Genomic DNA, 21073 nt, shown 5'->3' on the forward strand with positions numbered 1-21073 from the left:
CTTGGAAATTCCGCCGTGCCTGCGTCATTTTGAAACATGGGATGCGCATGATGCGGGGCTTCCAGGGTTACCACCAGACCGTGACCATGACCGAGACGCGAATCGACGGCGACCGCGCGCCCGACGGCTGGGACGCCCTGGCCGCCGAGCTGGACCTTTGGGCCGCCGCCGGACGCCCTGCCACCCTGTGGTGGCGGGACGACGACGCGACGGCACCCGGTGCCGCGCTCGACCGGCTGCTGGAATTGGGAGCGCGCCACGACGTTCCGGTGGCGCTGGCGGTGATCCCGGCGCGGGCCCAACCGGCGCTGGCGGACGCGTTGCGCGGTGCCGCGGTGCTCCAGCACGGCTGGTCCCACGCCAACCACGCCCCACTGGGTGCCAAGAAATGCGAGCTGGGCGACGACCGGCCGGTCGAGGCGGTGACGGCGGAGCTGGCGGAGGGATGGCGGCGCCTGTCCGCGCTGGTCGGCCCGGCCCTGCTGCCGGTGCTGGTGCCACCCTGGAACCGCATCGCGCCCGCTGTCTCCGCCGCCCTGCCCGGCCTCGGCTTCCGCGCCCTGTCCACCGACCGCGAGCACGACGCGGCGGTGCCCGGGCTGGCGCAGGTCAACACCCACCTCGACCCGGTGGACTGGCGCCACGGCGGCGGCTTCCTGGGGACGGCGGCGGCGCTGGCCGGCGCCATCGACCACCTGCGCGCGCGGCGGCTGGGGACGGTGCCCGACCGGCCGACCGGGCTGCTGACCCACCACCTCGCGATGGACGGGGCGACCTGGGACTTCGTCGACCGCCTCCTCGCCGTGACCGCCGGCCATTCGGCGGCGCGCTGGCTGGCGGCCCCCGCCGTCTTTGCTCATCGTGGCGGGGTGCCGCGATGAGCGAGGTGCTGCGCTACCCGCGCACAGCGCTTCTGGGCGACTACGCGCGGGCCGGCGCCGGGCTGGCGATCACCGCCCTGCCGCTCACGCTGCTTGAGGTCAACCGCTGGATCGCCCTGCCGCTGGCGGCGGCGGCGCTGCTCTTCGCCTTGTTCGCCCTGCGCACGGCGCAGCGGCAGGCATCCCGCCTGGAGTTGGACGGACGCGGTGCGACCATGCACGGACCCTTGGGTGCGAGGCTCGCCTGGACGGATCTCCGCGGCATCGATCTTCGCTATTATTCCACCAAGCGGGACCGTTCGGACGGCTGGATGCAGCTCACGCTCAGGGGCGATGGGCGGCGGCTGCGCGCCGACTCGACGCTCGACGGCTTTGACCGGCTGGTCGAGGCCGCCGCCGCGGCGGCGGTGCGCAACGGCGTGGCTCTGGCGCCGGTTACGGTGGACAACCTGCTTGCCATGGGCATCGACGTGGACAGCATCGCGGTGGTCCCCAGTGGGCTGGGCCCAATTGAACTGGACCGGGAGGGGGACGGGGTTTGAGCGGCAATCTCCTGACCGTCGAGGATCTGAAGGTGCAGTTCCAGGCGCCGGAGGGGCTGGTGCATGCCGTGCGCGGTGTGTCGTTCCGGGTGCGGCCCGGCTCCACCGTGGCGCTGGTCGGCGAGTCGGGCTCCGGCAAGTCGGTGGTGTCGCAGGCGATCCTGGGCATCCTCCCGCGCAACGGCCGCATCGCCGGTGGCCGCATCCTGTTCGACGACCCGGCCAGCCGGCGCATGGTCGACATCGCGGCGCTGGACCGTGACGGCCAGCCGATGCGGGACCTGCGCGGCGGACGCATCTCCATCATCTTCCAGGAGCCGATGACCTCGCTGTCGCCGCTCCACACCATCGGCAACCAGATCGTCGAGGCGGTGCGGCTGCACCGCGACGTGCGCCCGAAGGAGGCGCGGGATCTCGCCCGCGACATGCTGGCCCGCGTGCGCTTCCCGGACCCGGCCCGCGCGCTCGACACCTACCCGTTCGAGCTGTCGGGTGGCCTGCGCCAGCGCGCGATGATCGCCATGGCGCTGGTCTGCCGCCCGGCGCTGCTGATCGCCGACGAGCCGACGACCGCGCTGGACGTCACCATCCAGGCGCAGATCCTGAAGCTGATCAAGGATCTGCAGGCCGAGCTGGGGATGGCCGTGCTGCTGATCACCCACGATCTGGGCGTCGTCGCCAACCTCGCGGAGGAGGTGGTGGTCATGTACCGGGGCGAGGTGATGGAAAGCGGCACCCGAGAGGACATCTTCGCCAACCCCGGCCACCCCTATCTGAAGGCGCTGCTGCGCGCCGTGCCGCGCTTCGACATGGCGCCGGGGGAGCGGCTGGTGCCGCTGCGCTCGGTCCGGTCTGAGGGCGGGCGGCTGCTGGAGCAGGCCCGCACGCCTTGGCCGCCGGGGGCCGATGCCGCCGGGCCGCTGCTGAAGGTGGAGGGGATCACCAAGCGCTACGGCGCCCGCGGGGGCGGCTGGTTCGGCGCCAAGGCCGGGGCCGGGACGCTGGCGGTGGACGATGTCAGCTTTGCCGTGAAGCGGGGGGAGTGCCTGGGGTTGGTCGGCGAATCCGGCTGCGGCAAGACCACGCTCAGCAAGATCGTCCTCAGGGCGCTGACCGCCGACAGCGGCAGCGTCACCTTCAACGACCACGGCACGCCCGTGGATGTGCTGAAGCTGTCGGGCGGCGAGCTGGAAGCCTTCCGCCGGCGCATGCAGTTCGTCTTCCAGGACCCGTTCGGCTCGTTGAACCCGCGCATGACGGTGTTCGACATCATCGCCGAGCCGCTGGTGATCCACCGCATCGGCGACGCGGCGGAGCGGGCGGAACGGGTGAAGGAGTTGATGGCCCTGGTCGGGCTCGACGTCCGCCACCTCAAGCGCTACCCGCACAGCTTCTCCGGCGGGCAGCGCCAGCGCATCGGCATCGCCCGCGCGCTGGCGCTGCGCCCCGACCTGCTGATCCTGGACGAGCCGGTGTCGGCGCTGGACGTGTCGATCCAGGCTCAGGTGCTCAACCTGCTGAAGGACCTGAAGGAACGGCTGGGCCTCACCTACCTGTTCATCAGCCACAACCTCGCCGTGGTCGATTACATGGCCGACCGCATCATGGTGATGTGCCGTGGCCGGATCGTGGAGACGGCACCGCGCGAGCTGCTGTTCCGCGACCCGCTGCATCCCTACACCCGCGCCCTGCTGTCCGCGGTGCCGGAGCCGGACCCCGCCCGCCCGCTGGCGCTGACCGAGCTGGAGGAGGGGCGGAGCTCCAACCCGGCGGCGTGGCCGGAGCCCTTCACCATCGACGACCAACACCACCCGCCTCTCGTCCATCGTGGCGGGGGCCACTGGGTGCGGGCGGATTTGGACATGACGACACGGGAGGTCGCCTGATGCTGGTGCCGTTCGGCAGAACCCTGGGGTTGATGGCGGCGCTGGTCGCGCTGTCGGCCTTCCGCCCGGTGGAGACGCCCTATTTCCAGCAGCAGGTGAGCGCCGGCACGTTGCCGCCGGTGGAACAGCGCCTGCCCGAAACCCCATCGGTCGCGCGGATGAACCGGCCCTGGCAATCGGTCGGCAAGCCGGGCGGCGACCTGACCACCATCATGGCGCGGGTGCGCGACACGCGGGTGATCTACGTCTACAGCTACGCCCGGCTGGTGGCGCTGACCCCCGACCTCGTGATCGAGCCGGACATCCTGGAAAAGGTGGAGGTGGAGGACGAGAAGGTCTTCACCCTGCGCCTGCGCAAGGGGCACCGCTGGTCCGACGGCCATCCCTTCACCGCGGAGGATTTCCGCTACTGGTGGGAGGACATGGCCAGCAACGACAAGCGCTACCCGGTCGGCCCGCCGGTCGAGCTGGCGGTGGACGGGGAGTTCCCCGCCGTCACCATCATCGACGAGACCACCGTCCGCTACGCATGGACGAAGCCCAACCCCTTCTTCCTGCCGATGCTGGCCGGGGCCAAGCCGGTGGAGATCTACGCCCCGGCCCATTACCTGAAGCAGTTCCACCCCCGCTACACCGACGCCGCCACGCTGAAGGCGCGGGTGGAGGAGGCCAAGCAGAAGAGCTGGCAGCAGCTCCACAACCGCAAGGACGATCTGACGGAGTTCAACAACCCGGACCTGCCGACGCTCCAGCCCTGGGTCCCCACCACCCAGATGCCGTCGGAACGCTTCGTCTTCGTCCGCAACCCCTATTACCACCGCGTCGATCGGGAGGGGCGGCAGCTTCCCTACATCGATCGGTTCATCATGACGGTGGCCGACGCGAAGATCATTCCGGCCAAGGTCGGGGCGGGCGAGAGCGACCTGCAGGCGCGCTACCTGCGCTTCGACAACTACACCTTCCTCAAGGACGGGGCGAAGCGCAACGGGCTGGAGGTGCGGTTGTGGAAGACCGGCATCGGCTCGCAGATCGCCTTCTTCCCCAACCTGAACGTCAACGATCCGGTGTGGCGCGCGCTCAACCGCGACGTCCGCTACCGCCGCGCCCTGTCGCTCGCCATCGACCGGGAGGAGATCAACCAGTCCATCTATTACGGTCTGGGAGCGCCTTCCAACAACACGGTGCTGCCCGAAACCCCCCTGTGGAAGCCGGACTACCAGAGCCGCTTCGCCAAGTTCGACCTGAAGCAGGCCAACCGCCTGCTGGACGAGGCCGGGCTGAACAAGCGCGACGGCAACGGCACCCGCCTGTTGCCGGACGGCCGCCCGCTGGAGCTGGTGATCGAGACGGCCGGCGACAGCACGGAGGAGACGGACGTCATCCAGCTCATCGCGCAGAACTGGCGCAAGGTCGGGATCCAGGTCTTCTCCCGTCCCTCGCAACTGGAGGTCTTCAGGAACCGCATCTTCGCGGGCGAGACGGTGATGGCGGTGTCACGCGGGCTGGACAACGCCGTGCCGACCGCGGCCATGAGCCCCGGCGAGCTGGTGCCGCTGAACCAGATCAACTACCAGTGGCCGAAGTGGGGCCAGTACTATCAGACCAAGGGGAAGGACGGGGAGCCGGTCGACATGGCCGAGGCCAAGGCCCTGCTGGACTCCTTCGACATCTGGAAGGCCGCCGTCGGCATGGAGAAGGAGAAGGCGGCCTGGCACGCGATCCTTGCCAACCACGCGGAGCATGTCTGGACCATCGGCACGGTGGCGGCGGTGCCGCAGCCGGTGGTGGTCCGCAGCACCCTGAAGAATGTGCCGCCCGACGGCCTCTACAACTACGACCCCGGCGCGCATTTCGGCCTCTACCGGCCGGACTGCTTCTGGTTCGCGGAGAAGTGAGCGGCCATGCTGGGTTACCTGATCCGCCGCGTCCTGATCATGATCCCGACGCTTCTCGCCATCAGCGTCATCACCTTCGTCATCATCCAGCTTCCGCCCGGCGACTATCTGACGACGCTGGTGGTGGAGATGCAGAGCCGTGGCGAATCGGTGGACCAGGGCCGGCTGGCCCTGCTGCGCGAAACCTACGGCTTCGACCGGCCGATGCACGAGCAGTATCTGATCTGGCTGGCCGGCATGCTGCGCGGCGACTTCGGCTATTCCTTCGAATACAACCTGCCGGTGGCCGACGTGGTGGGTGACCGGCTGTGGCTGACGGCGGTGGTCAGCTTCGCCACCATCATCTTCGTCTACGCGGTGTCCTTCCCCATCGGCATCTATTCGGCCACCCACCAGTACAGCGCCGGCGATTACGCGCTGACGCTGCTGGGCTTCCTGGGGCTGGCGACGCCCAGCTTCCTGCTGGCGCTGGTGCTACTTTACCTCGCCAACGTGTGGTTCGGCACCTCCATCGGCGGGCTGATGGACCCGAAATACGTCGATGCGCCCTGGAGCCTGGGCAAGATCCTCAGCGTGATCGAGCATCTGTGGGTGCCGGTGGTGGTGATCGGCACGGCGGGAACCGCCGCGATGATCCGCCGGCTGCGCGCCAACCTGCTGGACGAGCTGGACAAGCCCTATGTCGTCACCGCCCGCGCCAAGGGCCTGCCGCCCGGCCGCGCCCTGTGGAAATACCCGCTGCGCATGGCCCTCAATCCCTTCATCTCCGACATCGGCAACCTGCTGCCACAGGTGGTGTCGGGGGCGGCCATCGTGTCCGTCGTGATGTCGCTGCCGACCACCGGGCCGATGCTGCTCGACAGCTTGCGCAGCCAGGACATGTATCTGGCCGGTTCCTTCCTGATGTTCCTGGCCGTGCTGACGGTGATCGGGGTCTTCATCTCCGATCTGGCGCTGGCGGCGCTGGACCCGCGCATCCGGTTGAGCGGGGGGGCGACGCGGTGACGGACACGACGACGCCCTCCACGGATCGCCGGAACAGCCTGCCCCACTACGTCTCCACCGCCCCCTTCGACCCGGAGGCGACCGAGCGGCTGACGCCGGAGCAGGAACGCTACTACATGGCCACCCAGTGGCGGCTGATGTGGTGGAAGCTCAAGCGCCACCGGCTGGCCGTGCTGTCGGGGGTGATCCTGCTGCTGCTCTACGCCTCGACCCTGGTGTCGGAGGTGCTGGCCCCCTACGCGCTGGACACCCGCCAATCCCGCTTCATCTTCGCCCCGCCGCAGTCCGTCCACCTGTTCCACGAGGGGGAGTTCGTCGGTCCCTTCGTCTACGGCTACCGCTACACGCTGAACATGGACACGCTGAAGCGGGAATACACGCCGGACCCGGCCAAGGTGCAGCCGATCCGCTTCTTCTGCCGCGGCGACCGATACGAGTTCTGGGGGTTGTGGGAATCCGACCTGCACCTTGCCTGCCCGTCCGAAGGTGGAACGCTGTTCCTCCTTGGAACCGACCGGCTGGGGCGCGACGTGCTGAGCCGGATCGTCTACGGCACGCGCATCTCGCTGACGGTCGGTCTGCTCGGCATCATCGTCAGCTTCACGCTCGGCATCGTCATCGGCGGCATCGCCGGCTATTACGGCGGCTGGATCGACAACATCATCCAGCGCTTCATCGAGATCGTCCGCAGCTTTCCCGAGCTGCCGCTGTGGATGGCGCTGTCGGCGGCGCTGCCGGTGACCTGGAATCCGATCTTCGTCTATTTCGGGATCACGCTGATCCTGGGGCTGCTGGACTGGACCGGTCTGGCGCGCGCCGTGCGGTCCAAGCTGCTGGCCCTGCGCGAGGAGGATTTCACGACAGCCGCCCAGCTCATGGGGGCCAGGCCGTCGCGCATCATCGGGCGGCATCTGCTGCCCAGCTTCATGAGCCACCTGATCGCGTCGGCCACCCTGTCCATCCCCGGCATGATCCTGGGGGAGACGGCGCTGTCCTTCCTGGGGCTGGGGCTGCGCCCGCCGATCACCAGCTGGGGCGTTCTGCTGACCGAGGCGCAGAACATCAACGTGGTGGCGCTCTACCCGTGGCTGCTGATCCCGGTGATCCCGGTGATCATCACCGTGCTCGCCTTCAACTTCCTGGGCGACGGGCTGCGCGACGCCGCGGACCCCTACCGGTAGGGGTCGGCCGAGGTCTTATACCGGCCAGCCGAACCGCTGACTCACGGATGGGGATTCCCAAAGGAGGCGATGCGTGATTCGATTCCCCATCCACGACGGAGGGGGAGCGAATGCCAGCGGCGTTGCGGATCCGGGAAGACCTGAGCGCCAGCGAATTGCGTGCCCTGGCGCGGCGGGAGAGCAAAGGGCGGGTGGCGGCGCGGATGTTCGCCATCGCCCATGCTCTTGACGGGGTGAGCCGGGCGGAAGCGGCGCGGTTGGGCGGCATGGACCGCCAAGCCCTGCGCGATGCGGTGGTGCGCTACAACGCCGAAGGCGTGGCCGGGCTCTACGATCGTCCTCTGCCCGGCCGGCCGGAATGGCTGAGCGAGGGCGAGCAGGCGACGCTCAAGGCCATCATCCTCGCCGGCCCCGATCCCAAGCGGCATGGCTGCGTGGAGTGGACCTTGCCGATCCTGTGCGAGGTGATCGCCGAACGCTTCGCCAAGACGCTGCATCCGGCCAGCCTGTCGCGCATCGTGCGGCGGCTGAACCTGTCGAAGCAGAAGACACGGCCCCGTCACCCACAGTCCGACGCCAAGGCCCAGGCGGCCTTCCAAAAAAGGGGCTCCCCGAGACGCTGAAGGCCGCGGCGGCTACACACCCAGGGCGCCGCGTCCAACTCTGGTTCCAGGACGAAGCCCGCATCGGCCAGAAGGGCCGCACCGCGCATCGCTGGTGGGAGCGCGGGCAGCGTCCGGCCGGGCTGTGCGACAAGCGCTTCACCTCGGCCTATCTCTACGCCGCCGTCTGCCCGGCCAGCGGAGCCGACTTCGCGTTGGTGATGCCGACCGTTTCCACCACCGCCATGAGCCTGTTCCTGGACGGCTTCTCCCGGAGCCTGGAACCGGATGTCCACGCGGTGCTCGTGCTCGACCAGGCCGGCTGGCATGGAGCGCGGGCGCTGGTCGTGCCGGACAACATCACGCTGGTGCCGCTGCCGCCCTACAGTCCCGAGTTGAACCCGGTCGAGCGCGTCTGGCTGTATCTGCGCGAGCGCTTTCTGTCCCACCGGCTCCTGGACGATTACAACGCCGTCGTCCAGGCCTGCTGCGATGCCTGGAACGCCCTCACCGCCACACCGGAGCGCCTACGCTCCCTCCCCAGTTACCCGTGGCTCCCATGTGTCAGTCCTTAGGCGCGGCGGTATTACCGGTTCTCGGCGGTGCGGAGCAGGCGGTTGTCCTTGGAGGCGACCTGGGTCAGCGTTAGCTTGAGCGTGCGCGGGGCGGCCTTGTCGCTGCTGCGGGTGGCCGGCTTGACCACCACGGTCGCCTCGGCGACGCGCACCGGCGTCTTGCCCGGCTTGGCCGCGGGACGGCCCGGCGCCTTGGCGAGCTGGACCTTGGCCGGAGCCTTGCCGCGCGCAGCGGCCTTCGCCAGCACCGACCTGGCCTTGGCGTTCGCCACCAGCCAGTCGGCGGCGTCGCGGCTGGGACCGCGCGGGAACCAGGTGCGGACGGGGCCGGTGTCCACATGCACATGCGTCGCGTAGAGCGCGTAGCCGCCGCGCTGCATGGCGGCGGCTTCCTCGTTGATGCGTGACAGCGGCACCCCGGCGATGCGGATGTCGGCGGCTTGGCCGCGGGTGTGGAAGCTGTTCTCCGCCACGTTGGCGTTGGTGGTGGCGAGTGCCGCGTTGGTGGCGGTCGAACGGTAGCCGGAATTGATCATGATCGGCGTTTCGGGCGGCAGGCCGAGACGGTCGCGCAGATCGGCGATCAGGTCGATCAGGGCCGGGTCGACCGGCGCCGGTTCGCCGGTGCGGCGGTCGCGGAACAGGCCGGAGATCGCCTGCATGGCCTGGGGGTCGTAGCCGGTTCCGGTGAAGTGACGGACGGCCAGGATCTCCCCGGTGTCGGAGTGCTGGAGGACGACCGAGCGCGGCGGCCCGGAGGGTTCCAGGGCTGCGGTCGGCGCCTGCGGCGGTGTGGCACAGCCGGCCAGAAGGCCGCTGGTCAGTACCGCGATCGCCGCGGCGCGCGTGAAAATCCGCATGGTCCCCCAGCTTCCCTGCGGTTGCGTACAGGTCTGGGTACCATAGGCGGGTCAGGCACTTACAGCGCTACCTTGCGATGGGGCTCGAAAAGGAGCCATGTTTCCGACATGTTCCGGTCACCACGAGGACACAGCCGGAAGTACCACGGAGGGTGGACGCCGATTCACCGTGCGACTCGGGGATTGCACCCCGTCAGAACCGCAGCTCCATCCCTTCCCGTGCCACCAGGGTGCCGGGACGGGCGCGGTCGGCGGCGTCCGCGATGGCGTCCAGCGCCTCGTCCGCGCGCGACGGCTCGTGGTGGAACAGCACGGCGCGGGCCACCCCGGCGGCGTCGGCCAGCCGCAGGCATTCCTGCCAGGTGGAATGGCCCCAGCCCGCCCGCGGGGGGTACTCCTCGTCGGTGTAGGTGCTGTCGTAGATCATCAGGTCGGCCCCGCGCACCAGCTCCAGCAGCGCGGGGTCGTGCCCGTCCGCCCGGTGCTCGGTGTCGGTGATGTAGCACAGGCTGCGCCCGCCATGCTCCAGCCGGTAGCCGACGGCGGTGTTGGGATGGTTGAGCCGCACGGTGCGCAGGCGCACACCCGGCCGCGGCTCCAGCACCGCGCCGCAGGCGAACTCCGTGAAGCGGCAGTCGGCCTCGAAGCGGTCGATGGCGATCGGGTAGAAGGGGGCGGCCATCATCCCCTCCACCACCGCGCGCAGGCTGCCGCCCTCCGGCAGGTGGCCGGCCCAGAAGCGCAGCCGGTTGCGGCGGTCGAAGGCCGGGGCGAAGAAAGGCAGCCCGCAGATGTGGTCGTAATGGGTGTGGCTGAAGAAGAGGTCGAGGTCGACCGGCCCGCGCGCCGCCAGCGCCTCGCCCAGCGCCCGCAGCCCCGTGCCGGCGTCGAACAGGATGGTGGCCGAACCGCAGAGCACCTCGACGCAGGAGGTGTTGCCGCCGTAGCGCACGGTGCGCGGCCCCGGTGCGGCGATGCTGCCGCGGACGCCCCAGAACCGGACGGTCGGGCGGTCGGTGAGCGTCGCGGTATCATGTTCGGCCGTTCGGACCATCATGGGGTGGCATGGTGCGCGGAGGATGCATCCAAGTCGAGTAAAAAGCTACGCGTCCAGATGGTCCGGATGCGCCGTCCGCCACTCCCGCATGTGGGGGTGCGTTGCCCCGATCGAATGTGCTACGGTCGAAGCCACCTTTCCTTGACCACGACGGCCGCCGGCCGCAGGGACCGTGCGACGGATGGATCCTGACAAGCTCGCCAAAGTGCTCGCCATGGCCGAGTCGGACCACCAGGGCGAGGCGCTGTCCGCGCTGCGGGCGGCGCGCATCATGCTGTCGCGCGCCGGCATGACCTTCAAGGATCTGGCCGCCGGTGCGCGACCCGTCCCGCCGCCGTCCCCGTCCCCGTCACCGGCCGAGGCCGCGAAGCCCGAGCCGCCGGCCCCCAGCCCGCCGCCCGACCATGTGGTGCAGGGCCTGCGACGGCATGTCACGGAGCTGGAAAAGGAAGTGGCGAGCCTGCGCCGCCAGCTCGACCGCGCCAGCGGCGAGGCCGACCGCCAGAAGGACGAGGCCGACCGCTGGCGGACGCTGGCCCGCGAGACGGCGGACAAGCTGTGGGATCTCGGCCGCGCGCTGGAGCGCCGCCACACCAGCCACGCCAGCGCCGACCGCCGCCGCGCCATCCTGGACCATCTTCAGGACCCGCACAGCGCGCTGCTGTCCGATCACGAGATCGCGCGGCGCGTCGGCGCCCCCGCTCCGCTGGTGGCGCACTGGCGCCGCCGGCTCGCCATCGTCGGGCGCAAGCTGCGGCTCCTGCCGGTGCAGCCGCGCGGACGCGGCCTGTGGGGCGCGTTCAAGCGGCGCCCGGCACCCCAGGACGAGCCGCGCCGCCGCTGGCTGGGGCAGGCGCAGACGACGATCGCCGGCCGCGCCGGCTATGAACCGGGCGCCGGCCGGGCCGGCTACGGCACCAGGCGGTAGCCGCCGCTCTCCGTCACCAGGATCTCGGCGTTGGAGGGGTCGCGCTCGATCTTCTGGCGCAGGCGGTAGACGTGGGTTTCCAGCGTGTGGGTGGTGACCCCGGCGTTGTAGCCCCACACCTCGCCCAGCAGCGTGTCACGCCCGACCACCCGGTCGCCGGAGCGGTAGAGGTATTTGAGGATCGCCGTCTCCTTCTCGGTCAGGCGGACCTTGCGCTTGCCCGTCTCGTCCAGCAGCAGCTTGGCCGAGGGACGGAAGGTGTAGGGGCCCAGCGTGAAGACGGCGTCCTCGCTCTGCTCGAACTGGCGGAGCTGGGCGCGCAGCCGGGCCAGCAGCACCCCGAGCCGGAACGGCTTCACGATGTAGTCGTTGGCCCCGCTGTCCAGGCCGAGGATGGCGTCGGCGTCGGTGCCGGCCGCGGTCAGCATGATGATCGGACAGCGCACCCCCTCCTTGCGCAGGAGGCGGCAGAGGTCGCGCCCGTCCATGTCGGGCAGCCCGACATCCAGAAGGACGGCGGCGAAGATCCCCTCCCGCACGATCGCCAGCGCGCCGGCGGCGTCACCGGCCTCGGCGGTCTCGAACTCCTCGTGCAGATGGAGCTGCTCGGCGAGGGACTGGCGCAGCGGCTGGTCGTCGTCCACGAGAAGGATGCGTTTCGCCGTCGTCATGAGTGCCAGCCGGAAAGGGATCACATCGACCGGGCGGACCTTAGCACCGGTGTCGCGCTTTGTCACAACTCCAAGCGGAGCCCGGCGGCGAAGCGGCGGGCGGTCTCGTCCCACCCCGGCAGCGCCGCGGCGGCACGCCGGGCACCGGCAGCCAGCCGCCGCCGCTCCCCGGCGTCGGCGATCACGCGGCCGAGTGCGGCGGCCAGCGCCGCCGCGTCGCCGGGCGGCACCAGAAGGCCGGCGCCCGCCGGCACCAGCTCCGGCGCCGCCCCCACCGCCGTCGCCACCACCGGCAGCCCGTGCGCCAGCGCCTCCGCCAGCGCCATGCCGAACCCCTCGTGGTGGGACGCCTGCACGAACAGGTCGGCGCCGTGGAAGGCGGCGGCCAGCGCCTCGCCATCCAGCTCCCCAGCCAGCGTGACGCGCTCGCCGAGCCCCGCCGCGGCGATGATGGCGCGCAGGCGCGCGGCGTGCTCAGGGTCCCGCTCCGCGCTGCCGACGACCAGCAGGCGCCAGGCGGCGGATTCCAGCCTCCGCAGCGCCTCGATCAGCGTCGCGTGACCCTTGCGCGGGGTCAGGGTCGCCACCGACAGCAGCCGCACCATCCCATCGCCGGAACCGGCGGCGAACGGTGCCGGGTCGGTACCCGGCGGCACCACGGTGACGCGCTCCGCCGGCACGCCCATGGCGACGACATCGGCCAGCGTGCGCGCGCTGGGCACGACGATGCGGCGCATGGCGGACAGGCACCCCGCCTCCAGCGCCCGCAGCCGCTCCGCCTCGCCCGCGGCAAGGCCGGTCTCCAGCCACAGGGGGTGGTGGATCATGGCGCTGAGCCGCAGCCGGCCCGCGTCCCGCGTCACGGCGTCGGCCAGCGCCGGCAGGGCGAGGCCGTCGACCACCACCGGGGCGCCGTCGGGAACGGCGGCGAGCGTGGCGGCGGCGGCCCGCCGCGTCGCGTCGTCGACCCGCGGGTGCACGCCCGGCAGCTCGACCACATCGACGGCGTGGCCCGCCGCCCGCATCCCCTCCACCACCCGGCGGTCGTAGATGTAGCCGCCGGTGGTCTGGGTGATCGGCCCCGGGACCACGAAGCGCAGCGCTTCGTCCATGCTGTGGAGTCCTTCCGCGGTGACGGCGGGTACATAGTCCGTCCCGCCGCCCTGGACACCCCGCGGACCCGCACTTATTGTCCCGTTGCGGAACGGGAAATCGGCTGGGACCGGAAACAGCGCCATGGTGGAGACAAGAGCCCGGCCCAGGGTGGGGCTGTTCGTCACCTGTCTGGTCGACCTGTTCCGGCCGACCGTCGGCTTCGCCGCGGTCAAGCTGCTGGAGGATGCCGGCTGCGTGGTGGAGGTGCCGGCGGCGCAGACCTGCTGCGGCCAGCCCGCCTTCAACGCCGGCGACCGCGCCACCGCCACCGACCTCGCGCGGCGCACCATCGCCGCCTTCGAGGGGTTCGACCATGTGGTGGTGCCGTCAGGGTCCTGCGGCGGGCAGATCAAGCGCCATTACCCGGAGCTTCTGGCCGGCGACCCGCTGTGGGAGCCGCGCGCACGCGATCTGGCCGGCCGCACGCACGAGCTGGTCTCCTTCCTGACCGACGTGTTGGGGGTGGCCGGGGTCGACGCCCGCTACGAGGGCACCGTCACCTACCATGATTCCTGCTCCGGTCTGCGCGAACTGGGCATCAAGGCGCAGCCGCGCCGGCTGCTGCGCGGCGTCGATGGGGTGCGCATCGCCGAGCTGCCCTCCGCCGAGGTGTGCTGCGGCTTCGGCGGCACCTTCTGCGTCAAGTATCCCGACGTGTCCAATCGCATGGTGGAGGCCAAGGCCGCCGAGGTGGCGGCGACCGGGGCCGACACGCTGCTGGCCGGCGACATGGGCTGCCTGCTGAACATCGCCGGCAAGCTGTCGCGCCAGGGAAGTGCTGTGCGCGTGCGCCATGTGGCCGAGGTGCTGGCCGGGATGACCGGCGACGCTCCGCCCATTGGCCGATCCCCCGGCGAAGGGGGCTGAGCCGTGCACCCAACGACCCACGCCTTTCCCGAAAACGCCCGCCGGGCGCTGTCCGACGAACGGCTGCAACGGGTGCTCGCCACCGCCGGCATCGGCTTCATCGAGCGCCGCCGCAAGGCCGCCGAGCGGCTGCCGGAGTTCGAGGAGCTGCGCGACCGCGGCCGCGACATCAAGAACCACGTGCTGGAGAATCTCGACCTCTATCTGGAGCGGTTCGAGGAGGCCGTCGTTGGCCAGGGCGGTCATGTCCACTGGTGCGCTACCGCGGTCGACGCGCGGGACGCCATCCTGTCCATCTGCCGCTCGGTGGACGCGAAGACCGTGACCAAGGGCAAGTCGATGATCGCCGAGGAGATCGGCATCAACGACCATCTGGAGGCCGCCGGCCTCACCCCCGTCGAAACCGACCTCGGCGAATACATCATCCAGCTCCGCAAGGAGCCGCCGAGCCACATCATCGCCCCGGCGATGCACCTGTCCAAGAAGGACGTGGCCGACACCTTCCGCGCCGTGCACACCGAGCTTCCGCCCGACCGGGTGCTGGAGGAGCCGACGGTGCTGATCGCCGAGGCGCGCGGGGTGCTGCGCCGCCGTTTCCAGCAGGCGGACGTGGGCATCACCGGGGCCAACCTGATGGTGGCGGAGACCGGGTCGACCGTCATCGTCACCAACGAAGGCAACGGCGACCTGACCCAGACCCTGCCCCGCGTCCACATCGTGCTCGCCACCGTCGAGAAGATCGTGCCGACGCTGGAGGACGCGCAGACGGTGCTGCGGCTGCTGGCACGCTCGGCGACCGGGCAGGAGGCGTCGGCCTACACCACCTTCTCCACCGGCCCGCGCCGGCCGGAGGATGCGGACGGGCCGGAGCAGTTCCACGTCGTCATCCTCGACAACGGGCGCACGGCCCTGCTCGGCACCGAGTTCCAGGAGGTGCTGCGCTGCATCCGCTGCGGCGCCTGCATGAACCATTGCCCGGTCTATGGCGCGGTGGGCGGCCACGCCTATGGCTGGGTCTATCCCGGCCCCATCGGCGCGGTGATGCAGCCGGCGCTGCTGGGGCTGGCGGAGGCGCGGCACCTGCCCAACGCCTCCACCTTCTGCGGCCGGTGCGAGGCGGTGTGCCCGATGCGCATCCCGCTGCCCAAGATGATGCGCCACTGGCGGGAGACGGAGTTCGCGGAGCGGCTGACCCCGCCCGCGATGCGACGGGGGCTGGCGCTGTGGGCGTGGTTCGCCCGGCGGCCGGCGCTCTATCACCACGCCGCCGGGCTGGCGGTGCGGGCGCTGCGGCTTCTGGGTGGGGGCAAGGGACGATTCGCCCGGTTGCCGCTCGCCAACGGCTGGACCGCCCACCGCGACCTGCCGGCCCCGCAGGGAAGGACCTTCCAGCAGCTCTGGGCCGAACGGCAGAGGAACGGACGATGAGCGGACGCGACGCCATCCTCGGCGGCATCCGCGCCGCCCTCGGTCGCAAGACCGACGACCTGGCCCGCCGAGCGACGGTCGAGGAGCGGCTGACCCGCCACCCCCGCGGGCTGGTGCCGGCCCGCGGGCAAATCCCGCCCGCCGAACAGGTCGAGCTGTTCACCACGATGGCGCGGGAGGCCGCCTGCACCGTGCAGCCGCTGGCCGCGCTGGAGGAGGTTCCGGCGGCCGTGGCCGATTACCTGGCCGGGCTGAACCTGCCGGCGGAGCTGCGCGTCGCCCCCGATCCGGGGCTGGACGCCATCCCCTGGCACGCCCGCCCCACCCTGACCGTCAGCCGCGGCCCTGCCCGCGACGCCGACGCGGTGTCGGTGACCGGCGCCTTCGCCGGGGTGGCGGAAACGGGGACGCTGATGCTGGCGTCCGGCCCCGGCCACCCGACGACGCTGAACTTCCTGCCCGACACCCACATCGTCGTGCTGCGCCGGGACCGCGTCACCGGCACCTACGAGGACGCCTGGGACCGGCTGCGCGCCGAGCTTGGAGACGTGCCACGCACGGTGAATTTCGTCACCGGCCCGTCGCGCACCGGCGACATCGAGCAGACGATCCAGCTGGGCGCCCACGGCCCCCGCCGCCTGCACATCCTGCTGGTCGGGGGCTGAGGCGATGCGCCGCCGCTCCGCCACCAACGACGAGCTGCGCCTGTGGCGCTTCGCCATGCGCGACGCCGATCCGATGCCCGGCCGCCGCTTCCGGGAGGAGGAGCCGGCCCCACCACCTCCCCCGGTACCGCCGCCGGCCGCCACACCGGGACCCTTGTCGACCAGCGCCCCGAACCCCCGTCCCGTCCCCCAGCCGCCGCCGCTCATCCCCGGCGTGATCCACGGGGTCGACGGGCGCACCGCCGACCGGCTGCGCCGCGGCCGGCTGGAGATCGACGGGCGCATCGACCTGCACGGCATGACCCAGGCGCAGGCGCACACCGCCCTCGCCTCCTACATCCACCGCTGCTGGAACGAGGGGCGGCGCTGCGTGCTGGTGATCACCGGCAAGGGCGCCTACAGCCCGACCGGCGGGGTTCTGCGCCAGACGGTGCCGCGCTGGCTGGCCGAGCCGGTGCTGGCCCGCATGGTGCTGGCGATCCAGCCGGCCCAGCCCATGCACGGCGGCGACGGCGCGCTCTATGTGCTGGTGAAGCGGCGGCGCGAGGCGGAGCGGCGCCGCGGATGACACCGTTCGGGGAGAAGGTGCGCTCCCTGCGCGACGCCAAGGGGGTGACGCTGAAACAGATGGCAGCCGACCTGTCCATCTCGTCGGCCTATCTGTCGGCGCTGGAGCATGGCAAGCGCGGCCAGGCCTCTCCCCAGCTCATCCGCCAGATCTGCGCCTATTTCGGCATCATCTGGGACGAGGCGGAGGATCTCGAACGGCTGGCCGCCCTGTCGCACCCGCGCGTGACGGTCGACACCGCCGGCCTGACGCCCAAGGCGACGGAGCTGGCCAACCGGCTGGCCGAACGCATCCACACGCTGGACGAGGCGGCGCTGGACCGGCTGCTGGCCGTGCTGGACGAGGCCGCGGCCGCAAGGCCGGGCGACCGCGGGCGCCGCGTGGCGCGGCGTCGGTGAGGGGGCGGCGCTCAGGCCGCCTCCGCGGTCCGCTCTTTTCGGAACAGGCTCGCGCCGATGGTGCCCGCGGTCGCCAGCCGGGGTTCCCAATCGCCATCCTCCGGCGGCATCAGCACCTCCGACGTGATCACCGGAGCCCCGCAATAGCCGAAGATCCCATGGTCGATCTGGGTCCGCATGGCCCACAGATAGCCGTGCCGGGCGTAGGTCCTGAGGTCGGCACCGCCGACGCCGACGAGGTGGACCCGCAGCCTTTGCAGCTTCTTGACCACCCCGCTTTCGGACGGGTCGTCGTAGGCCCAGCCATTGGTGAACACGCGGTCGATCCAGCCCTTCATGAGGGCGGGAAACGACCACCAATAGACGGGGTAGACGAGGACCAGCGCGTCGGCCCGGTCGATGCGCGCCTGCTCCGCTGCGACATCCGCCGGGAGGGGCGTGCGCTGGTTGAAGGCGGTCAGGTCCGCGGCGGCGAAGCGGGGATCGAAGCCTTCCCCGGCCAGATCCGCGATCTCGGCGGTGTGGGGACCCCCGACCCCCGCGGCCAGCCGCTTCGCCACGGCGTGCGTCAGGGACGATGGATCGGGGTGAGCGACGACGATGAGCGCGTGCATGGGGTCAGCTCCCACAGGATCGTTGCCCCGCGTTGGGGCGTGATTATATACTGTTAGTAAGTTACTGTTGGTATATAGTGATGTCAAGCCTCGACGACCGACCGGCGGACCAGCGCCGCCAGCGCCTCACCCGAGACGACCGCAAGCGCCAGCTCATCGCGGTGGCCTGGACCATCGTGCAGCGGGAGGGCACGGAAGCGCTGTCGCTCGGGCATCTCGCGGAGCGGGCCGGCGTCACCAAGCCGGTGGTGTACAGCCATTTCGGCGACCGCAACGGGCTCCTGGCGGCCCTCTACCGGGAGTTCGACGACCGGCAGAACGAGCGCTTCGACGCCGCCGTCGCCGGCAGCCCCGCGACGGCGGTGGCGCGCGCGGCGGTGATCGCCGACGCTTATGTCGACTGCGTCGCCGCGCAGGGGTCCGAGATCCCCGGCATCATCGCCGCCCTGTCCGGCTCGCCCGACCTTGACCGGGTGCGGCGGGAGTGCGAGGGCGCGTTTCTGGAGAAATGCCGGCAGGCGCTGGCCCCGGTGTCGCCCTCCGGCAGCGTCGCCCTGCCCGCCCTGCGGGCGCTGCTGGGCGCGGCCGAGGCGCTGTCCGCGGCCGCGGCCGCCGGCGAGGTCGGCCCCGACGACGCCAAGCGGGAGCTGCGGGCGGTGATCCTCGACACGCTGGCGCGGCAGGTGTCCGCGGAGTGACGCGCCCAATCAGTCGGGCGGGTCGTCGGTCCCGGTTCCGGGCTGGACGAGCGCCACGCCCTTGATCTGGGCGAAGACCGGCTCGCCGGGGGCGAGGCCCAGCAGGTCCCACGACTTGCGGGTGACGCGGGCGAGCAGGCGGGCGCCGGTTCCCGCGGGGCCCAGCGCCACCACGGCGGTCATCTGCACCCCGTCCGGCGGCTCGGCCTTGAGGATGCGCGCCGGCAGGGCGTTCAGGATGGTGCTCCCCTCCGGCGGCCGGCGGGCGAGGCTGACGTCGGACGCGGCGATGCGGATGCCGCGGCGGCTGCCCGGCGGCCCCAGCTCGCCCGGCACCTGGAGCGTGCCGCCGTCGAGCGCCAGGGTGGTGAGGCCGTAGGCCGCCTCGAACCCCTCCACCACGGCGGGCAAGGTCACCCCGGCTTCCGGCAGGCGGGCGATGGGGAGCGACGGGTCGGACTGGAGCTCGGCCAGCGGGCCGTTGGCGACGACCCGGCCGGCGCGCAGCAGCACCAGATGGTCGGCCAGCCGCTCCACCTCCGCGATGTCGTGGCTGACGTAGAGGACGGGAACCGACAGCACCTCGTGCAGCCGTTCCAGATAGGGCAGGATGTCGTCCTTGCTCATGCGGTCCAGCGCGGCCAGCGGCTCGTCCATCAGCAGCAGCCGCGGCTGCGACAGCAGCGCGCGCCCCACCGCCACCCGCTGGCGCTCGCCGCCGGATAGGTTCAGCGGCGCCCGGTCGAGCAGATGGCCGATGCCCAGCAGCGCCACGACGTCGGCCTCGCGGATGGTTTCCGGCACGCCGCGCCCGACGGTGCGGCGGTGGCCGTAGAGCAGGTTGGCGCGCACCGACAGGTGCGGGAACAGGTTGGCTTCCTGGAAGACGTAGCCGATGGGCCGTTTGTGGGTGGGGCGGAAGTGGCGGCCGTCCTGCCAGACGTCCCCGTCCAGCGCGAAACGCCCCTCCAGCCTCTGCAAGCCGGCGACGCAGCGCAGCACGCTGGTCTTGCCGCAACCGGACGGGCCGAACAGCGCGGTGATGCCGCGCGCCGGCACCTCGAACGCCACGTCCAGCGCGAAGCGGCCGAGCGCGCCGCGGAACCGCACCTCCATGCGGCTGACGGGATCGCCTCTCATCGCCCACCGCGCCCGATGCGCTTTTCCAGCATCATCATGGTGAGGATCACGGTGAAGGAGAAGACCAGCATCCCGCCGGCCAGGATGTGCGCCTGCGTCCACTGCAAGGTCTCGACATAATCGTAGATGGCGACCGACAGCACCCGCGTCTTGCCGGGGATGTTGCCGCCGATCATCAGGATCACCCCGAACTCCCCCATCGTGTGGGCGAAGCCCAGCACCGCCCCGGTCAGGAAGCCGCGCCGCGCCAGCGGCACCGCCACCGTGAAGAAGCGGTCGAGGGGGGAGGCGCGCAGCGTCGCCGCCGCCTCCAGCGGCCGGTCGCCCGCCGCCTCGAAGGCGTTGCGGATGGGCTGCACCACGAAGGGCATGGAGTAGAGGACGGAGCCGATCACCAGCCCCGGAAAGGTGAAGGCCAGCGTGCGCGCGCCCCACAGCGAGGCCACCCAGCCGCCGGGGCCGTCCGGCCCGAGCAGGATCAGCAGGTAGAAGCCGATCACCGTCGGCGGAAGCACCAGCGGCAGGGCGACCACCGTCGCCACCGCCTCCTTCCAGCGCGCGGGCGAGCGCGCCAGCCACCACGCCAAGGGCGTGCCGATCACCAGCAGGATCAGGGTGGTCAGCGTCGCCAGTTGCAGCGTCAGCAGGATCGGCTGCCAGATCATCGGCCCCTCGCGAGCATCGGTCCCGTCCCGCTGTGCTCAGTTCATCGCCGCGGTGCCATAGCCGTATCTGGCGATCACGGCGGCGGATTCCGGTCCTTTGAGGAAGGCGACGAAGGCCTTGGCGGCCTCGTCGGCCTCGCCCTTCTTCAGCAGCACGGCGTCCTGGCGGATCGGGTCGTGCAGCGTCTCCGGCACCGGCCAGCGCGAGCCCTCGCCCTTCACGATCACCTGCGACAGGGCGACGAAGCCGACCTCGGCGTTGCCGGTCTCGACGAACTGGTAGGTCTGGGCGATGTTGTTGCCCTGCACGATCTTCGGCTTCAGCGCCTCATAGACACCCATCCTGGTCATCGCCTGGACGGCGGCGGCGCCGTAGGGGGCGAGTGCCGGGTTGGCGAGGGCGATCTTCTCGAAGGCTGCGCGCTTCAGCGTGCCCTCGTCGGTCACCTTGGCGGGGTCCTTGCTCCACAGCACCAATCGTCCGACGGCGTAGGTGAAGCGCGATTCGGGAACCGCCAACCCCTCGGCCACCGCCTTGGCGGGGGTGGTGTCGTCGGCCGCCAGGAACACCGTGAAGGGGGCGTCCTGCTTGATCTGGTTGTAGAACTGGCCGGTCGACCCGAAGCTGAGCAGTGCCTTGTGACCGGTCTTCGTCTCGAAAGCCTTGACGATCTCCTTCGCCGGCTCGGTGAAGTTGGCGGCGACGGCGACGTTGGTCTCGGCGGCGCGGACACCGGTGGTGCCGGACAGCAGCAGCGCGGCGGTGAGCAGGATCGTCCTCATGCGCGAAGG

22 protein-coding genes are annotated in these 21073 nt (G+C 71.1%); 14 read left to right on the forward strand and 8 right to left on the reverse strand.

The window, feature by feature from the left end:
• The first annotated feature begins 41 nt into the window (after positions 1–41).
• The 7 genes from HL658_RS10825 to HL658_RS10855 all read left to right on the forward strand — a co-directional run bounded on the left by HL658_RS10825 (position 42) and on the right by HL658_RS10855 (position 8567).
• A complete protein-coding gene (locus tag HL658_RS10825; RefSeq protein WP_246337470.1) occupies positions 42–881 on the forward strand; it encodes a polysaccharide deacetylase family protein in 840 nt (279 codons plus the stop codon).
• Positions 878–1423 carry a hypothetical protein gene (locus tag HL658_RS10830; RefSeq protein WP_180282040.1) on the forward strand — a complete coding sequence of 182 codons (546 nt, stop codon included), beginning with the start codon at positions 878–880 and terminating at the stop codon, positions 1421–1423. Before HL658_RS10825 ends, HL658_RS10830 begins: the two co-directional genes overlap by 4 nt.
• Entirely contained in the window at positions 1420–3309 is a 1890-nt protein-coding gene (locus tag HL658_RS37685; protein WP_180282039.1) for an ABC transporter ATP-binding protein, read from the forward strand. Before HL658_RS10830 ends, HL658_RS37685 begins: the two co-directional genes overlap by 4 nt.
• A complete protein-coding gene (locus HL658_RS10840) occupies positions 3309–5204 on the forward strand; it encodes an ABC transporter substrate-binding protein (protein ID WP_180282038.1) in 1896 nt (631 codons plus the stop codon). The genes HL658_RS37685 and HL658_RS10840 overlap by 1 nt, the downstream gene beginning before the upstream one ends.
• Positions 5205–5210: 6 nt before the next feature.
• Entirely contained in the window at positions 5211–6209 is a 999-nt protein-coding gene (locus HL658_RS10845) for an ABC transporter permease (RefSeq protein WP_180282037.1), read from the forward strand.
• Entirely contained in the window at positions 6206–7390 is a 1185-nt protein-coding gene (locus tag HL658_RS10850; protein WP_343055057.1) for an ABC transporter permease, read from the forward strand. Before HL658_RS10845 ends, HL658_RS10850 begins: the two co-directional genes overlap by 4 nt.
• Positions 7391–7500: 110 nt before the next feature.
• Positions 7501–8567 (forward strand): IS630 family transposase gene (locus tag HL658_RS10855; protein ID WP_180282036.1). Its coding sequence is split into 2 segments (ribosomal slippage): positions 7501–7986 and positions 7989–8567, totalling 1065 coding nucleotides; the frame shifts between segments, so codons are not numbered across the junction.
• 11 nt (positions 8568–8578) lie between these two features.
• On the opposite strand, the gene HL658_RS10860 is transcribed toward HL658_RS10855, so the two are convergent.
• Together HL658_RS10860 and HL658_RS10865 are read right to left on the reverse strand one after the other, a co-directional pair.
• Positions 8579–9427 carry a YcbK family protein gene (locus tag HL658_RS10860; protein ID WP_180282035.1) on the reverse strand — a complete coding sequence of 283 codons (849 nt, stop codon included), beginning with the start codon at positions 9425–9427 and terminating at the stop codon, positions 8579–8581.
• 193 nt (positions 9428–9620) lie between these two features.
• Positions 9621–10484: an MBL fold metallo-hydrolase gene (locus HL658_RS10865; RefSeq protein WP_211109709.1), complete on the reverse strand. Its 864-nt coding sequence runs from the start codon at positions 10482–10484 to the stop codon at positions 9621–9623.
• Between the two features lie 181 nt (positions 10485–10665).
• Here HL658_RS10865 and HL658_RS10870 point away from each other — a divergent pair, with 181 nt between their 5' ends.
• Positions 10666–11412 carry a hypothetical protein gene (locus HL658_RS10870; protein WP_180282034.1) on the forward strand — a complete coding sequence of 249 codons (747 nt, stop codon included), beginning with the start codon at positions 10666–10668 and terminating at the stop codon, positions 11410–11412.
• Here HL658_RS10870 and HL658_RS10875 read toward each other — a convergent pair.
• Both HL658_RS10875 and HL658_RS10880 read right to left on the reverse strand, forming a co-directional pair.
• Positions 11394–12083: a response regulator transcription factor gene (locus tag HL658_RS10875; RefSeq protein WP_180282033.1), complete on the reverse strand. Its 690-nt coding sequence runs from the start codon at positions 12081–12083 to the stop codon at positions 11394–11396. The genes HL658_RS10870 and HL658_RS10875 overlap by 19 nt on opposite strands.
• A gap of 62 nt (positions 12084–12145) precedes the next feature.
• Positions 12146–13195 carry a glycosyltransferase family 4 protein gene (locus HL658_RS10880; protein WP_180282032.1) on the reverse strand — a complete coding sequence of 350 codons (1050 nt, stop codon included), beginning with the start codon at positions 13193–13195 and terminating at the stop codon, positions 12146–12148.
• 124 nt (positions 13196–13319) lie between these two features.
• Between HL658_RS10880 and HL658_RS10885 the strand changes: the two genes are divergently transcribed.
• Genes HL658_RS10885 through HL658_RS10905 form a run of 5 tightly spaced genes read left to right on the forward strand, consistent with a single transcriptional unit; the run spans position 13320 to position 17164 of the window.
• A complete protein-coding gene (locus HL658_RS10885; RefSeq protein ID WP_180282031.1) occupies positions 13320–14105 on the forward strand; it encodes a (Fe-S)-binding protein in 786 nt (261 codons plus the stop codon).
• Between the two features lie 3 nt (positions 14106–14108).
• Positions 14109–15533: a LutB/LldF family L-lactate oxidation iron-sulfur protein gene (locus HL658_RS10890; protein WP_180282030.1), complete on the forward strand. Its 1425-nt coding sequence runs from the start codon at positions 14109–14111 to the stop codon at positions 15531–15533.
• Positions 15530–16198: a LutC/YkgG family protein gene (locus HL658_RS10895; RefSeq protein ID WP_180282029.1), complete on the forward strand. Its 669-nt coding sequence runs from the start codon at positions 15530–15532 to the stop codon at positions 16196–16198. Before HL658_RS10890 ends, HL658_RS10895 begins: the two co-directional genes overlap by 4 nt.
• A 4-nt stretch (positions 16199–16202) precedes the next feature.
• Entirely contained in the window at positions 16203–16766 is a 564-nt protein-coding gene (locus HL658_RS10900; RefSeq protein ID WP_180282028.1) for a Smr/MutS family protein, read from the forward strand.
• On the forward strand, positions 16763–17164 hold the full coding sequence (locus HL658_RS10905) for a helix-turn-helix domain-containing protein (protein ID WP_180282027.1): 402 nt from the start codon (positions 16763–16765) through the stop codon (positions 17162–17164). The genes HL658_RS10900 and HL658_RS10905 overlap by 4 nt, the downstream gene beginning before the upstream one ends.
• 11 nt (positions 17165–17175) lie before the next feature.
• Here HL658_RS10905 and HL658_RS10910 read toward each other — a convergent pair whose 3' ends face one another.
• Positions 17176–17778 (reverse strand): NAD(P)H-dependent oxidoreductase, encoded by a 603-nt coding sequence (locus HL658_RS10910; RefSeq protein WP_180282026.1) that lies wholly within the window; start codon positions 17776–17778, stop codon positions 17176–17178.
• Positions 17779–17858: 80 nt separating this feature from the next.
• Here HL658_RS10910 and HL658_RS10915 point away from each other — a divergent pair, with 80 nt between their 5' ends.
• Complete coding sequence (locus HL658_RS10915) at positions 17859–18476, forward strand: TetR/AcrR family transcriptional regulator (RefSeq protein WP_180282025.1); 618 nt, start codon at positions 17859–17861, stop codon at positions 18474–18476.
• A 9-nt stretch (positions 18477–18485) separates the two neighbouring features.
• Here the strand turns inward: HL658_RS10915 and modC are convergent, their stop codons facing one another.
• The 3 genes from modC to modA are packed head-to-tail and all read right to left on the reverse strand — an operon-like array spanning position 18486 to position 21064.
• Positions 18486–19616: a molybdenum ABC transporter ATP-binding protein gene (gene modC / locus HL658_RS10920; protein ID WP_180282024.1), complete on the reverse strand. Its 1131-nt coding sequence runs from the start codon at positions 19614–19616 to the stop codon at positions 18486–18488.
• A complete protein-coding gene (modB, locus tag HL658_RS10925) occupies positions 19613–20281 on the reverse strand; it encodes a molybdate ABC transporter permease subunit (RefSeq protein ID WP_180282023.1) in 669 nt (222 codons plus the stop codon). The genes modC and modB overlap by 4 nt, the downstream gene beginning before the upstream one ends.
• 36 nt (positions 20282–20317) lie before the next feature.
• Positions 20318–21064, reverse strand: a complete 747-nt coding sequence (gene modA, locus HL658_RS10930) for a molybdate ABC transporter substrate-binding protein (RefSeq protein ID WP_180282022.1) — start codon at positions 21062–21064, stop codon at positions 20318–20320.
• Positions 21065–21073: the final 9 nt, after the last annotated feature.

It is taken from the genome of Azospirillum oleiclasticum, from assembly GCF_013423485.1.
GTDB lineage: Bacteria > Pseudomonadota > Alphaproteobacteria > Azospirillales > Azospirillaceae > Azospirillum > Azospirillum oleiclasticum.

Excerpts from the sequence above, each read along its gene's own strand:
- HL658_RS10915 (WP_180282025.1), top strand. The coding sequence starts at position 17,859 with ATGTCAAGCCTCGACGACCGACCGGCGGACCAGCGCCGCCAGCGCCTC.
- HL658_RS10885 (WP_180282031.1), top strand. The coding sequence starts at position 13,320 with ATGGTGGAGACAAGAGCCCGGCCCAGGGTGGGGCTGTTCGTCACCTGT.
- HL658_RS10895 (WP_180282029.1), top strand. The coding sequence starts at position 15,530 with ATGAGCGGACGCGACGCCATCCTCGGCGGCATCCGCGCCGCCCTCGGT.
- modC (WP_180282024.1), bottom strand. The coding sequence starts at position 19,616 with ATGAGAGGCGATCCCGTCAGCCGCATGGAGGTGCGGTTCCGCGGCGCG.
- HL658_RS10900 (WP_180282028.1), top strand. The coding sequence starts at position 16,203 with ATGCGCCGCCGCTCCGCCACCAACGACGAGCTGCGCCTGTGGCGCTTC.
- HL658_RS10910 (WP_180282026.1), bottom strand. The coding sequence starts at position 17,778 with ATGCACGCGCTCATCGTCGTCGCTCACCCCGATCCATCGTCCCTGACG.
- modB (WP_180282023.1), bottom strand. The coding sequence starts at position 20,281 with ATGATCTGGCAGCCGATCCTGCTGACGCTGCAACTGGCGACGCTGACC.
- HL658_RS10875 (WP_180282033.1), bottom strand. The coding sequence starts at position 12,083 with ATGACGACGGCGAAACGCATCCTTCTCGTGGACGACGACCAGCCGCTG.
- HL658_RS10905 (WP_180282027.1), top strand. The coding sequence starts at position 16,763 with ATGACACCGTTCGGGGAGAAGGTGCGCTCCCTGCGCGACGCCAAGGGG.
- HL658_RS10880 (WP_180282032.1), bottom strand. The coding sequence starts at position 13,195 with ATGGACGAAGCGCTGCGCTTCGTGGTCCCGGGGCCGATCACCCAGACC.
- modA (WP_180282022.1), bottom strand. The coding sequence starts at position 21,064 with ATGAGGACGATCCTGCTCACCGCCGCGCTGCTGCTGTCCGGCACCACC.
- HL658_RS10845 (WP_180282037.1), top strand. The coding sequence starts at position 5,211 with ATGCTGGGTTACCTGATCCGCCGCGTCCTGATCATGATCCCGACGCTT.
- HL658_RS10865 (WP_211109709.1), bottom strand. The coding sequence starts at position 10,484 with ATGATGGTCCGAACGGCCGAACATGATACCGCGACGCTCACCGACCGC.
- HL658_RS10830 (WP_180282040.1), top strand. The coding sequence starts at position 878 with ATGAGCGAGGTGCTGCGCTACCCGCGCACAGCGCTTCTGGGCGACTAC.
- HL658_RS10860 (WP_180282035.1), bottom strand. The coding sequence starts at position 9,427 with ATGCGGATTTTCACGCGCGCCGCGGCGATCGCGGTACTGACCAGCGGC.
- HL658_RS10870 (WP_180282034.1), top strand. The coding sequence starts at position 10,666 with ATGGATCCTGACAAGCTCGCCAAAGTGCTCGCCATGGCCGAGTCGGAC.
- HL658_RS10840 (WP_180282038.1), top strand. The coding sequence starts at position 3,309 with ATGCTGGTGCCGTTCGGCAGAACCCTGGGGTTGATGGCGGCGCTGGTC.
- HL658_RS10825 (WP_246337470.1), top strand. The coding sequence starts at position 42 with ATGCGCATGATGCGGGGCTTCCAGGGTTACCACCAGACCGTGACCATG.